Annotated in this window: 13 protein-coding genes; 7 read left to right on the top strand and 6 right to left on the bottom strand. The window is 65.6% G+C overall.

Annotated features, from left to right (window positions below; genetic code table 11):
• The first annotated feature begins 47 nt into the window (after positions 1-47).
• The gene (locus DW2_RS04410; protein WP_038144117.1) at positions 48-758 is read left to right on the top strand and encodes a DUF1698 domain-containing protein; all 711 of its coding nucleotides are present in this window, start codon (positions 48-50) and stop codon (positions 756-758) included.
• Positions 759-897: 139 nt separating this feature from the next.
• Here DW2_RS04410 and accC read toward each other — a convergent pair whose 3' ends face one another.
• Both accC and accB read right to left on the bottom strand, forming a co-directional pair.
• Positions 898-2241, bottom strand: a complete 1344-nt coding sequence (gene accC, locus DW2_RS04405; RefSeq protein ID WP_038144116.1) for an acetyl-CoA carboxylase biotin carboxylase subunit — start codon at positions 2239-2241, stop codon at positions 898-900.
• Positions 2242-2253: 12 nt separating this feature from the next.
• Positions 2254-2757 (bottom strand): acetyl-CoA carboxylase biotin carboxyl carrier protein, encoded by a 504-nt coding sequence (gene accB, locus DW2_RS04400; RefSeq protein WP_038144113.1) that lies wholly within the window; start codon positions 2755-2757, stop codon positions 2254-2256.
• 296 nt (positions 2758-3053) lie between these two features.
• Between accB and DW2_RS04395 the strand changes: the two genes are divergently transcribed.
• Together DW2_RS04395 and preA are read left to right on the top strand one after the other, a co-directional pair.
• Positions 3054-4397, top strand: a complete 1344-nt coding sequence (locus tag DW2_RS04395; RefSeq protein WP_156102883.1) for an NAD(P)-dependent oxidoreductase — start codon at positions 3054-3056, stop codon at positions 4395-4397.
• Positions 4398-4400: 3 nt separating this feature from the next.
• Entirely contained in the window at positions 4401-5699 is a 1299-nt protein-coding gene (gene preA / locus DW2_RS04390; protein WP_038144109.1) for an NAD-dependent dihydropyrimidine dehydrogenase subunit PreA, read from the top strand.
• A gap of 12 nt (positions 5700-5711) precedes the next feature.
• Here the strand turns inward: preA and DW2_RS04385 are convergent, their stop codons facing one another.
• Positions 5712-6266, bottom strand: coding sequence for a hypothetical protein (locus DW2_RS04385; RefSeq protein ID WP_038144107.1), 555 nt, complete (start codon positions 6264-6266; stop codon positions 5712-5714).
• A 109-nt stretch (positions 6267-6375) separates the two neighbouring features.
• Complete coding sequence (locus tag DW2_RS04380) at positions 6376-7029, bottom strand: TetR family transcriptional regulator C-terminal domain-containing protein (protein WP_051855401.1); 654 nt, start codon at positions 7027-7029, stop codon at positions 6376-6378.
• A gap of 200 nt (positions 7030-7229) precedes the next feature.
• On the opposite strand from DW2_RS04380, the gene aptA reads away from it, so the two are divergent.
• A complete protein-coding gene (aptA, locus tag DW2_RS04375) occupies positions 7230-8555 on the top strand; it encodes an omega-aminotransferase AptA (protein WP_038144106.1) in 1326 nt (441 codons plus the stop codon).
• 87 nt (positions 8556-8642) lie between these two features.
• Here the strand turns inward: aptA and DW2_RS04370 are convergent, their stop codons facing one another.
• Positions 8643-9224, bottom strand: a complete 582-nt coding sequence (locus DW2_RS04370; protein WP_038144104.1) for a VOC family protein — start codon at positions 9222-9224, stop codon at positions 8643-8645.
• A gap of 149 nt (positions 9225-9373) precedes the next feature.
• Here DW2_RS04370 and DW2_RS04365 point away from each other — a divergent pair, with 149 nt between their 5' ends.
• On the top strand, positions 9374-10165 hold the full coding sequence (locus tag DW2_RS04365; RefSeq protein ID WP_156102882.1) for a hypothetical protein: 792 nt from the start codon (positions 9374-9376) through the stop codon (positions 10163-10165).
• Between the two features lie 6 nt (positions 10166-10171).
• Here the strand turns inward: DW2_RS04365 and DW2_RS04360 are convergent, their stop codons facing one another.
• Positions 10172-10834, bottom strand: coding sequence for a TetR/AcrR family transcriptional regulator (locus DW2_RS04360; RefSeq protein ID WP_038144100.1), 663 nt, complete (start codon positions 10832-10834; stop codon positions 10172-10174).
• Between the two features lie 126 nt (positions 10835-10960).
• Between DW2_RS04360 and DW2_RS04355 the strand changes: the two genes are divergently transcribed.
• Positions 10961-12211 (top strand): Zn-dependent hydrolase, encoded by a 1251-nt coding sequence (locus DW2_RS04355; RefSeq protein ID WP_038144098.1) that lies wholly within the window; start codon positions 10961-10963, stop codon positions 12209-12211.
• Positions 12212-12295: 84 nt separating this feature from the next.
• Complete coding sequence (gene hydA, locus DW2_RS04350; protein WP_038144095.1) at positions 12296-13747, top strand: dihydropyrimidinase; 1452 nt, start codon at positions 12296-12298, stop codon at positions 13745-13747.
• Position 13748: the final 1 nt, after the last annotated feature.

Genomic DNA, 13748 nt, shown 5'->3' with positions numbered 1-13748 from the left:
GGCCTAGGCTCGATCCAAGATGAACCAGAGCGAGGCCGAGCGCAAACATGGGTTTCTATGATTTCCTGCCCGAGATCGACCGCTATTCCGACGATCCCGGCACGGTCGAGCGGATGAACCTGCGGCACAAGATGATCATCAAGCCGCTCGAGGCGGAGATCGCGGGCAAGCGGGTGCTCGATCTCGCCGCCCATGACGGCCGCTGGGCCTACGCTTTCGCCGCCGCCGGCGCGCGCGAGGTCGTGGGGATCGAGGGGCGGCAGGAACTGATCGACCGCTTCTCAGAATTTCCGCGTGGGCATCTGCGCGAGAAGGTCTCGCTGATCTGCGACGACATCTTCGACGGCATGCAAAAGCTCATCGACCGCGGCGAGCGGTTCGACGTCGTGGGCGTCCTCGGCATCCTCTACCATGTGATGGATCATTTCCGCCTGTTCCAGCTCGTGCGCAAACTCGGCCCGGAACTGGTCATCGTCGACAGCGAATTCGCCCAACGCCCGGGCCAGGTGATCATGCTGGTGCGCGAGCGCACCGATAACGAACTCAATGCGATCCCCCAGATCGAGGGGCAGGAAAAGGCGCTGATCGGAATCCCCTCCTTTACCGCGATGGAGGCGATGGCCGACGTGCTCGATTATGACTGCCATTGGCTCGACTGGAGCGAAATCGGGGCGGGCAAACGCCGCCATATCGGCGATTACTACCGCGCCTCCGACCAGCCCAAGCGACGCGGGACCTGTCTGCTCACCCCGCGCTGAGCGGGCAAGGATGCGGCTTCCTCTTGACGTAAATATCCCGGGGTGAGGCCGCAGGCCGAGGGGCAGCGCCCCTCTCGATGCGGCAAAGAAAAACGCCCCCGTGGCGGGGGCGTTTCGATAGTGCCGGGAAACCGTTCGCTCAGAGGTTTCGCTCGAGCCACTTTTCCAGCCAGTGGATCGAGTAGTCGCCCTTCTGGATGTCGGGTTCCTCGAGCAGCGCATTGAAGAGCGGTACGGTCGTGTCCACCCCGTCCACGATCAGCTCGCCAAGCGCCCGTTTGAGCCGCTGCAGCGCCTCGTGGCGATCCCGGCCATGAACGATCAGCTTGCCGATCAGGCTGTCGTAATAGGGCGGGATGGTGTAGCCGTCATAGAGCGCGCTATCCATCCGTACCCCGAGCCCGCCCGGCGCGTGGTAATGCGTGATCTTGCCGGGGCAGGGCGCGAAATTCGGCAGTTTCTCGGCATTGATCCGGACCTCGATCGCATGGCCGCGGATCGAGAGCTTGTCCTGCTCGAACTCCATCTCCTCGCCGGCGGCGACCCTGATCTGCTGGCGCACGAGATCGACGCCGAAGATCGCCTCGGTCACCGGGTGCTCCACCTGCAGGCGGGTGTTCATCTCGATGAAGTAGAACTCGCCGTCCTCGTAGAGGAACTCAATCGTGCCCGCGCCGGCATAGCCCAGCTCGCCGATCGCCTTGGCGCAGATGTCGCCGATGCGGGCGCGCTCTTCGGGGGTGATCGCGGGGCCCGGCGCTTCCTCGAAAACCTTCTGGTGCCGGCGCTGGAGCGAGCAGTCGCGCTCGCCCAGATGGACGCCGCGGCCCTTGCCGTCGCCGAAGACCTGGATCTCGATATGGCGCGGGCGCTGAAGGTATTTCTCGATATAGACTTCCGCATTGCCGAAGGCGGCTTTCGCCTCGGAGCGCGAGGTGCGGAAGGCGACCTCGAGATCCTCTTCGGATTTCGCGACCTTCATGCCGCGACCGCCGCCGCCGGCGGTGGCCTTGATGATGACCGGATAGCCCATCTCGCCCGCGACCGTCTCGGCCGTCTCGAGATCGGGCACGCCGCCCTCGGAGCCGGGAACGACCGGGATGCCCAGCTTCTTCGCGGTTTCCTTGGCGGTGATCTTGTCGCCCATGATCCGGATATGCTCGGCCTTGGGGCCGATGAAGGTGATCCCGTGATCCTCGAGCACCTGCACGAAGGCGGCGTTCTCGGAAAGGAAGCCGTAGCCGGGGTGGATCGCCTGGGCTCCGGTGATCTCGCAGGCGGCGACGATCGCGGGGACGGAGAGGTAGGACTGGGCGGAGCTGTTGGGCCCGATGCAGACCGACTCGTCGGCCATGCGCACATGCATCGCGTCCGAATCAGCCGTCGAATGGACCGCGACGCTCGCGATCCCCATCTCGCGGCAGGCGCGGATCACGCGCAGCGCGATCTCGCCGCGATTGGCGATCAGGATCTTGTCGAACATTCGAAAGCTCCCTTACTCGACGATCATCAGCGTCGTGCCGTATTCCACCGGCTGGCCGTCATCGACCAGGATGCGCTTGACCGTGCCCGATTTCGGCGCGGGGATGTGGTTCATGGTCTTCATCGCCTCGACGATCATCAGGGTCTGCCCCTCTTTCACCTGATCGCCGATCTTCACGAAGGCGGAGGCGCCGGGCTCGGCCGCGAGATAGGCGGTGCCCACCATCGGCGAGGGTACGGCGCCGGGATGATCGGCGGGATCCTCGGAAGCTGCGGCCGGGGCTGCGGCGGGTGCGGCTGCTGCCGGGGCGGGAGCGGCGGCCGGTGCCGCGGCGGCCACAGGGGCGGCGGGGGCCGCGGTGTGAACGATGTTGGTCTGTTTCGACACCCGCACTTTCAGGCTGTCATCGGGAGCGTAATCGCGCGTCACGGCGATTTCGGTCAGGTCATTGGCGTTCAGAAGCTCTGCCAGGGCCTGGATGAAGGCCACGTCGTTATCACGGGTGTTCTTGGTCATGCGGTCCTCGAGGGGTGCTTTTCATTTCTGGCCCATTCTGCGGGGCCCTTCGGATATTGCAGGGCGTTATACGCGAGGCGAGGCGCGGTGAAAAGCCGGATCGGCTTTCGCAGCGTCAGGGCCTCGCGATGTCGTGACTGCCTCGATTTTGATCGTTCGTCGGCTCGGGGCGCTCAATGCGCGGGCAAAGCATTGGACAAACGTCCGCTGCTGCGATGCGGCATATTTTACCACTTGATAAAAATTCAACCTGTGTCAGCGTGGTTCCATAAAAAAACATGACAGGGAGCCCGCAAGTGTCCAACAGCCAGCTCACCGAAGGGATCGTGCCCGGCCGGCTCGACCCGGAAAGCTATTGCACGAACTTCGCCGATCACGCGCCGCCGCTGGGCGCGCAGGAAGCCCGGATCGCCGCCGACCGGTGCTATTTCTGTCACGACGCGCCGTGCATGGAGGCCTGCCCGACCTCGATCGACGTGCCGCTCTTCATCCGGCAGATCTCGACCGGCACGCCCGAGGCGGCTGCCCGGACGATCTTCGAGCAGAACATCCTTGGCGGCATGTGCGCCCGCGTCTGTCCGACCGAGACCCTTTGCGAAGGGGCCTGCGTGCGTATGGATGCAGAGGGAGAGCCGGTCGAGATCGGCGCGCTTCAGCGCTATGCGACCGACACGCTCATGGCCAGGCAGAACCATCCCTTCGCCCGCGCCTCCCGTACCGGCAAGTCGGTGGCGGTGATCGGCGCAGGGCCTGCGGGTCTGGCCTGCGCCCATCGCCTGGCGATGAAGGGGCACGAGGTCACGATCTACGACGCGCGCGCCAAGCCGGGCGGGCTCAACGAATACGGGATCGCCAGCTACAAGGCTCCGGGTGGCTTCGCGCAGGCCGAAGTGGCCTGGCTCGCGCAGATCGGCGGGATCACATTCGTCGAGAACTGGCAGCTTGGCCGGGCCGGGGACGGCGCGCTCTCCGATCTGATGGCCGATCACGATGCGGTCTTCCTCGGGGTCGGTCTGTCTGGCGTGAACGCGCTGCGGCTCGATGGCGAGGACAAGGAGGGCATCCGCCCCGCGACCGAGTTCATCGCCGAGCTGCGCCAGGCCTCCGATCTGGCCAAGCTGCCGATCGGGCGCGACGTCGTGGTGATCGGTGGCGGCATGACTGCGGTGGACGCGGCCGTCCAGGCGAAATTGCTGGGTGCACTGAACGTGAGTCTCGTCTACCGCCGCTCGCGCGCCGAGATGCCCGCAAGCACGGTCGAGCAGGAGCATGCGCTGACCCACGGCGTCACCATCATCGAAAACGCGGCGCCGATCGCCATTCACGGCAATGGCGCGGTGCGCGAGATCGAGTTCGCCTATACCCGCAAGGGGGCGGAGGGGCTCGAGATGACCGATACCGGTTTCCGCCTCAAGGCCGATCAGGTCTTCAAGGCGATCGGCCAGACGCTGGGCGACACGCCGCCGCAGGTCGAGGTCGCAGGCGGCAAGATCAAGGTGGACGGTGCGGGCCGAACCTCCGCGGAACGGGTCTGGGCGGGGGGCGATTGCACCCATGCCGGCGAAGACCTGACCGTGACGGCGGTGGCGCAGGGGCGCGATGCGGCCGAAGACATCCACAATTTCCTGATGGAGGGCTGAGAAATGGCCGATCTGCGTTCCGAATTCATCGGTATCAAGTCCCCGAACCCGTTCTGGCTCGCCTCCGCGCCGCCGACCGACAAGGAATACAATGTCCGCCGCGCCTTCGAGGCCGGTTGGGGCGGTGTGGTGTGGAAGACGCTGGGCTCCGAGGGCCCGCCTGTCGTCAACGTCAATGGCCCGCGCTACGGCGCGATCTATGGCGCGGACCGGCGGCTGCTGGGGCTCAACAATATCGAGCTGATCACCGACCGTCCGCTGCAGACCAATCTGCGCGAGATCAAGGCGGTCAAGCGCGACTATCCGGACCGGGCGCTGATCGTGTCGCTGATGGTGCCTTGCGACGAGGAGAGCTGGAAGGCGATCCTGCCGCTGGTCGAGGAAACCGGCGCCGACGGGGTCGAGCTGAACTTCGGCTGCCCGCATGGGATGGCCGAGCGCGGCATGGGCTCGGCGGTGGGGCAGGTGCCCGAATATATCGAGATGGTCACGCGCTGGTGCAAGCAATACACCCGCATGCCGGTGATCGTGAAACTGACGCCCAACATCACCGATATCCGCCGCCCGGCCGAGGCCGCCAAGCGTGGCGGGGCCGATGCGGTCTCGCTGATCAACACGATCAACTCGATCACCTCGGTCGATCTCGATGATTTCGCGCCCGAGCCCACCATCGACGGCAAGGGCACACATGGCGGCTATTGCGGCCCGGCGGTGAAGCCGATCGCGCTCAACATGGTGGCCGAGATCGCGCGCTCGTCCGAGACGGCGGGGCTGCCGATCTCGGGGATCGGCGGGGTCACCACCTGGCGCGACGCGGCGGAGTTCATGGCACTCGGCGCGGGCAACGTGCAGGTCTGCACCGCGGCGATGACCTACGGGTTCAAGGTCGTGCAGGAGATGATCTCGGGGCTCTCGGATTACATGGACCGCAAGGGCTTCGCCTCGACCTCCGATCTGGTGGGGCGCGCGGTGCCCAATGTCACCGATTGGCAGTATCTCAACCTCAACTACGTCACCAAGGCCGAGATCAATCAGGACGATTGCATCAAGTGCGGGCGCTGCTATGCGGCTTGCGAGGATACCTCGCATCAGGCGATCGCGATGAGCGAGGACCGCGTCTTCACCGTGAAGGACGAGGAATGCGTCGCGTGCAATCTGTGCATCGATGTCTGCCCGGTCGATTGCATCACGATGCGCAAGCTCGACAAGGGCGAGGTGGATCCGCGCACGGGGCGGACGGTGGGCGATTACGCCAACTGGACGACCCATCCCAACAACCCTTCGGCCAATGCGGCCGAATAGGGCGGGGGCGGCCTAGCGCGTCACGTCCACCTTGGGCGTGACATAGGCCGCGACCCGGGGCCAATCCTCCCGCGACGCGCCGTTCCGGTTCTCGGGCGGCGCGTCCGCGTTTTCAGGGGCGGGCTCGGGGGCGTCTGTCTCCGGCTCCGAGCGCCCGCTTTCCTCGCGGGCTTCGACCGGCTCCGGAGACGCGATCAGGTCAGGGGCTTCCCGCAGCGCGGCGGCTTGCGCCTCGAGAGGCGTGACATCGAAGGTCGGAGGCGGCCCCGTCGGCGCGTCCGGATCGGGAGGCGCCTCCGGCGAGGCACCGGCCGCGCCATCCGGCGGCTCTCCTGCGCCTTTCTCCTCCGCGTCCGTCTTTCGCAGGGCCACGAGAGCCTCGAGCGTGCGCACCTGCCGCGCGTGATCGCCCGGTGTCTGCGTATCGACATTCGCGCCCCTGCCACCGCCGGCATCGGCCGGCTTCTCCGCCGGTTCCACCGTCGTTGCGGGCGCCTTCTTCGGCGTCGCGGCTACCATGAGCGGCGACCATCCGATCTGGGGCATCAGCCCCGAAATCCGGTCCATCCCCAACTCCCGTTCCAAACATTCCCACCCCGGCGATTCTGCGCCCGCGGGGTTTACCAATGGTGAACGGCCCCCGGTTTTTTCAATGAGGGTTAACGGCGTGGCGCGCTCAGGGTGTCAGAAGCCGGGTGAAGAGCATGTCGAGAAACTTGCCCGCCCCGTCGAACGGATCGGTGTCGGGACCGAGCACGGCGCGCACCTGAACGTCGAAATCCGCGTAATGCTGGGTAAGCGCCCAGATCGAGAAGATCAGGTGATGCGGGTCGACCGGGGCGAGCTTGCCTTGTGCGATCCAATCGCGGATCACCGCGGCCTTGTCGTCCACCAGAGCCTTGAGATCGGTGCTCAGGCCATCCCCGATCCGGGGCGCGCCCTGCAGGACCTCATTGGCGAAGAGACGGCTTTCGCGCGGCATCTCGCGGCTCATCTCGAGCTTGCGGCGCATGTAGGACATGATCTCGTCGCGCGGCTCGCCTTGCGGGTCCATCGCGCGCAGCGGGGCGAGCCAGATATCGAGCAGCCCGGCCAGCAGTGCCGCGTGGATCGCCTCTTTCGACGGGAAGTAATAGAGCACGTTGGGCTTGCTCAGCCCCGCCTCGGCGGCGATCTGGTCGAGCGTCGCGCCCCGAAACCCCTGTGCGGAAAACACCTCGAGCGCGGCATCGAGGATCTTCTTGCGATTGACCTTCTGAATCCGGGTCCGCGGTTTGTCGTTTTCGTGTGTAAGGTCCGTGGCTCCGCCGGACTTCGGATCGTCGGTCAAGTCTCATCTCCTGGTGCGATCCGGAGCTTAGCCGAAGGCTCGATCTGCGATCAATCTCACGCGGGGGTGACGCCGGGGAAATGATGCGATAAAGTCGCGTGCTTGACTGGCTTCCCGGCTGTGCTAGCGTGACCCTGACCAATCGGTCAGATTGTTGTTCCCGGCCGTGGCGAGACCCGGCCGCCCGACCGGAGTTTTCCATGGCACTCGACCGCAAGACCCCCAATGACCTGAACGCCTTCTGGATGCCCTTCACGGCGAACCGGCAGTTCAAGCAGAACCCGCGCATGTTCGTGGGGGCGAAGGATATGCATTACACGACCGCCGACGGGCGCCAGGTTCTCGACGGGACCGCGGGGCTGTGGTGCTGCAACGCGGGCCATTGCCGTCCGAAGATCACCGAGGCGATCCAGAAGCAGGCGGCCGAACTCGATTACGCGCCCGCCTTCCAGATGGGGCACCCGATCGCCTTCGAACTGGCGAACCGCATCCTCGACATCGCGCCCGAGAGCATGGCGCATGTGTTCTACACCAATTCCGGGTCTGAATCGGTCGAGACCGCGCTCAAGCTCGCCATCGCCTATCACCGCGCCCGCGGCGACGGGGCGCGCACCCGTCTGATCGGGCGCGAACGCGGCTATCACGGCGTGAATTTCGGCGGGATCTCGGTGGGCGGGATCGTGACCAACCGCAAGGTCTTCGGGCCGCTGGTGCCGGGCGTCGACCACCTGCCGCACACGCATCTGCCCGAGGAGAACCGCTATTCGCGCGGCCTGCCCGAGCATGGGGCCCATCTTGCCGACGAACTGGAGCGGATCGTGGCGCTCCACGGGGCCGAGACCATCGCCGCGGTCATCGTCGAGCCGGTGGCGGGTTCGACCGGCGTCCTGCTGCCGCCCAAGGGCTACCTGCAGAAGCTGCGCGCGATCACCAAGAAACACGGCATCCTGCTGATCTTCGACGAGGTGATCACCGGGTTCGGCCGCACCGGCGCGGCCTTCGCCGCCGAGAAATACGGCGTCATGCCGGACATGATCACCACCGCGAAGGGCCTGACCAACGGCGTCATCCCGATGGGCGCGGTGCTGACCTCGGCCGAGGTGCATGATGCCTTCATGAATGGCCCCGAGCACATGATCGAGCTGTTCCACGGCTACACCTATTCGGGCAACCCGATCGCCTCGGCGGCCGGGATCGCGACGCTCGAGACCTACAAGGAAGAAGGTCTCTTCGAGCGGGCCGCGGAGCTTGCGCCGTACTGGGAGGATGCACTCCATTCGCTCAAGGGAGTGCGCCACGTCATCGATATCCGCAACGAGGGCCTGATCGGCGCGGTCGAGCTCGAACCGATCGCGGGCGAGCCGACCAAGCGCGCCTTCTCGGCCTTCCTCAAGGCTTACGAGAAGGGCATCCTGATCCGCACCACCGGCGACATCATCGCGATGAGCCCGCCGCTGATCATCTCGAAAGAGCAGATCGACGAGCTGGTCGGAACACTGAAGGACGTGCTCGAAGAGATCGAGTAAGTCTCTGTCACAGCCGAATGTATCGACGCCCGGGCATGGACCCGGGCGTTTTTCGTTCGCTCTGCTCCCGTTTCCCTGCGCAGCGGTTCAGTAAGGGTTCTTCGCCCCGCGATCCTCCGACAGGGATTGCTGCGACCGCTTCACCAGCAATTCGATCGCATCGGCCAGATGTTCCTCGCCGATCGCCCGGTCGCCGCGCGCGACGCGGATCCGGTGCGCCTCGATCATCACATCGGCATGGGCGTGGCCGCGCGGGGGCTCGAACTTGTAGGCGGCGAGTTCGATCAGCAACCCTAGCGGATCGGTGAAATAGATCGAATCCATGAAGCCGCGATCCTTCACGCCCGAATGGGGGATCCCGCGCTCGTCGAGCCGCGTCACCGCCTGGCGGAAGGTCGCAAGGCTGACCGCAAAGGCGATGTGATGCACGCAGCCCGGATCGGTCGGCGTGCGCTCATGCACGGGCTTGCGCGATTCCTTGGTGAAGATGGTGATCAGCCGCCCGTCACCGGGATCGAAATAGAGATGGCCCTCATCGGCATTGTCGAGATTGGGCTGGTCGAAGACGAAGGGCATCCCCAACACCCCTTCCCAGAAATCGATCGTGCTTTGCCGGTCCGCTCCGGTGAGCGTGATGTGGTGAACCCCCTGTGTCTGCAGCTTGCGCATCTGTCCCTCCGTTCTGCCCCGACCAAGGTAGCGCATATGACGGGAGAGGGTAGGCGATTGCACGCGGATCGCCGCAGCGGACGCAGACGCCCCTTGCGGCGGCAAAGCGCGACCCTATGCTGCGCGCGAGCTTCGATCATGAGTCTTCCATGCTGCGTCTCGTCCTTCTCCTCGCATTCCTGATGCCGGTGCCAGCGATGGCCGGGCTGGTCTCGTGCCACACTTCGGTGCGCGGCACGGGATATGATTTCCGCTACGATCCGGACAATGCCGCGCTGAAGGAAAGCCGGACCCTGCGCGCGAAGGTCTTCGGCGAGCCGGGCGACGTCACGTGCCCCGCGCTCGTCACGCTGCGCGCCCTGACGCCCGAGTTGAACGATGCCGAGCGCGCGCCCTTCTGCCTGCAATGGGATCCCAGGAAGAAGACCTATCTCGGCTATGATGCGGGCGAGCGCGACGCCTATGGCAATTGCCGCGAGCCCTCGAAGAGTTTCTGCGAACGGATCGTCGGGACCGCGAAGGCGGTCTCGGATTTCGGCTCGGACGTGCAGGATCAGGCGAAGGACGCGGCCGGTTCGGTGATCGGCGACAAGTTCGGGGCGAAGGTCGTCAATAGCCAGTCCGGGCGGTTGCGGGACAAGTTGCTCAAGGCGGGGATGGGCGTGCTGGCGGCGGCCTCGCCCGAGGCGATCGTTGCCAGCGCGGTGATCGTGGGCGGGACGGCCTATGTCTGCTCGGAGAAGGGCGCGAAGGGGGCGGGGGCCGAGGCGGCCCCGGCGCCGGAACTGAAAGACGGCGCGGAAATCGACGAGGGGGCGGACCTCCTCGGCGCGAAGCTGCCCGGACAGGCGCCCTCGCCGGAGGTCTCGGGGATTTCCACCGCGCCGGTCGAGGTCAGCCCGCTTCCCGCGCCCGAGCCAAAGGCCCCCGACACGGAATAACCCGCCTCAAGCGACCCCGATCCCGCGCAGGACGATCCCCTTCACGCTGGCTTTCGCGGCCTCCCATTGCGCATCGGTCAGGGGTTTGCCGCCGTTGAGCGTCTCGATCTGGTGGCCGAAATCGGCGTAGTGCTGGGTCGTGGCCCAGAGCATGTAGAGCAGGTGATGCGGGTCGACATCGGTCATCTTGCCCTCCGCGATCCAGCGGCGGATGACCTTGGCGCGGCCCTCGGTCCAGGCGCGCAGCGTGGTTTCCAGATAGTCCTGGATCACCGGAGCGCCATGCATCACCTCGGAGGCCCAGACCTTCGAGCCGTTCGGATGGCGGCGCGAAATCTCCATCTTGGCGTCGATATAGGCGCCGATCCCCTCGGCCGGACCCGCAGCCTCGTCGAACACGTCTGCCGCCTGGAGCCATATGTTGAAGATGCGTTCGACGACCCGGCGATAGAGCGCCTCCTTGGTCTCGAAATAGTAATGCAGATTGGCTTTCGGCAGCCCCGCCATGTCCGCGATCAGCTGCATCGTGGCGCCGCCGAACCCGGCCTCGGCGAAGACGGTTTCCGCCGCCTTCAGGATCGCCTCTTCCGTCGCGCGCCGCGCCGCGGCCCGGCTGCCCGCGGTGCCTCGCCCATTTTTTATGCGCTTGGCGCGATCTGCATCTTTCATGCGCGGTCCGCCCTGTTTTTCGTTGACCGGATGGTCAGATCGTGGCCCACCCAACCTGACCATACGGTCAGAAAAAGATTCGTCGCAAGAGGGCAAAGGCCCCGCAGCCGACAGGGAGATCGAAAAATGCCAGCACCCGGAGAAAACCTCCGTATCAATCCCGATCGCCTATGGGACAGCCTGATGGAGATGGCCAGGATCGGCCCCGGCGTCGCGGGCGGAAACAACCGCCAGACGCTGACCGATGCCGATGCCGAGGGCCGCGCGCTGTTCCAGAAATGGTGCGAGGAGGCCGGGATGACGATGGGCGTCGACTCGATGGGCAACATGTTCGCCACCCGCCCGGGCGAGGATCCCGAAGCCTTGCCAGTCTATATGGGCAGCCATCTCGACACCCAGCCCACGGGCGGGAAATATGACGGGGTTCTCGGAGTGCTCGGCGGGCTCGAGGCGGTGCGCACGATGAACGATCTCGGGATCAGGACCAAGCACCCGATCGTCGTCGCGAACTGGACCAACGAAGAAGGCACCCGCTTTGCCCCCGCGATGCTGGCCTCGGGCGTCTTCGCGGGCGTGCACACGCAGGACTGGGCCTATGACCGGGTCGATGCGGAGGGCAAGAGCTTCGGCGACGAGCTGAAGCGGATCGGCTGGGTCGGCGACGAGGAAGTCGGCGCACGCAAGATGCATGCGATGTTCGAGCTGCATATCGAACAGGGACCGATCCTCGAGGCAGAAGGCAAGGATATCGGCGTCGTCACCCACGGCCAGGGCCTGAGCTGGACCCAGGTCACGATCACCGGCAAGGACAGCCATACCGGCTCGACCCCGATGCCGATGCGCCGCAATGCCGGGCTGGGGATGGCGCGGGTGCTCGAACTGGTCGACGAGCTCGCCTGGTCGCACAAGCCCCACGCGGTCGGCGCGGCGGGCCATATCGACGTCTATCCGAATTCGCGCAACGTGATCCCCGGCAAGGTGGTCTTCACCGTCGATTTCCGCTCGCCCGATCTCGCTGTGATCCAGGATATGGAAGCGCGCCTGCGCGAGGGGGCCAAGAAGATCTGCGACGAGATGGGGCTCGGGGTGGAGTTCGAGAAGGTCGGCGGCTTCGATCCGGTCGAGTTCGATGCGGACTGCGTGAGCGCCGTGCGCGCCGCGGCCGAGCGGCTCGGCTATTCCCACATGAACATCATCTCGGGCGCGGGCCATGACGCGTGCTGGATCAACAAGGTGGCGCCCACGGCGATGATCATGTGTCCCTGCGTGGACGGGCTGAGCCACAACGAGGCCGAGGAGATCTCGAAGGACTGGGCCGCGGCGGGCACGGATGTGCTGTTCCACGCGGCGCTCGAGACGGCGCAGATCGTGAGCTGAGGGACCGGCCGGGGGCGCTGCCCCCGGACCCCCGGGATATTTCTATCAAGAGGAAGGGCGGAGGCCCGTCCGAGGAGGACCTCAATGACCAAAGTCATCAAGAACGGAACCATCGTCACCGCGGATCTGACCTACAAGGCCGATGTGCTGATCGATGGCGGCAAGATCATCGAGATCGGCGCGGATCTGAAAGGCGACGAGGTGATCGACGCGACCGGCTGCTATGTGATGCCGGGCGGGATCGATCCGCATACCCATCTCGAGATGCCCTTCATGGGCACCTATTCGGCCGATGATTTCGAGAGCGGCACCCGGGCGGCGCTGGCGGGCGGGACCACGATGGTCGTCGATTTCGCGCTGCCCGCGCCGGGTGAGGGGCTGCTCGATGCGCTGAAGAAATGGGACAACAAGTCGACCCGCGCGCATTGCGACTATTCCTTCCACATGGCGATCACCTGGTGGGATGAACAGGTCTTCAACGAGATGAAGACGGTGACCGAGCGCGGCATCAACACCTTCAAGCATTTCCTCGCCTACAAGGGCGCGCTGATGGTCAATGATGACGAGCTGTTCGCCAGCTTCAAGCGCTGCGCCGAGCTGGGCGCGATCCCGCTGGTCCATGCCGAGAATGGCGATGTCGTGGCCGAGCTGTCGGCCAAGCTGCTCGCCGAGGGCAATACCGGCCCCGAGGCCCATGCCTATTCGCGTCCCTCCCAGGTCGAGGGCGAGGCCACCAACCGCGCGATCATGATCGCCGATATGGCGGGCGTGCCGCTTTACGTCGTGCACACCTCCTGCGAGGAAGCCCATGAGGCGATCCGGCGTGCCAAGATGACCGGCAAGCGGGTCTGGGGTGAGCCGCTGATCCAGCATCTGGTTCTCGACGAGAGCGAATATTTCAACCAGGACTGGGATCACGCCGCGCGGCGCGTGATGTCGCCGCCCTTCCGCGACAAGAAGCATCAGGACAGCCTCTGGGCGGGGCTCGCGAGCGGGACGCTGTCTTGCGTGGCGACCGACCATTGCGCCTTCACGACCGAGCAGAAACGCTACGGCGTGGGCGATTTCACCAAGATCCCGAACGGCACGGGCGGGCTCGAGGACCGGTTGCCGATGCTGTGGACGGCGGGAGTGAATACCGGCCGCATCACGATGAACGAATTCGTCGCCGTGACCTCGACCAATATCGCCAAGATCCTCAACTGCTATCCGAAGAAGGGTGCGGTTCTGGTGGGCGCGGAGGCCGATCTGGTGGTGTGGGACCCCGAGGCGAGCAAGGTGATCTCGTCGGGCACGCAGCAATCGGCGATCGATTACAACGTCTTCGAGGGCAAGGAGGTGAAGGGCCTGCCGCGCTACACGCTGAGCCGCGGGGTCGTCGCCTGGGACGAGGGCAAGATCGCGGCGCCCGAGGGCCATGGCGAGTTCGTCGCGCGCGATCCGGGGATGCCGGTGACGAAGGCTCTGAGCACCTGGAAGGAGCTGACCGCGCCGCGGCCGGTGCAGCGCTCGGGCATTCCGGCGACCGGGGTGTGAG

The organism is Thioclava atlantica, from assembly GCF_000737065.1.
In the GTDB taxonomy this organism is placed as follows: Bacteria; Pseudomonadota; Alphaproteobacteria; order Rhodobacterales; family Rhodobacteraceae; genus Thioclava; species Thioclava atlantica.
Note: the sequence above shows the minus strand (reverse complement) of the source record. Positions and strands in the feature narration are given on the sequence as shown.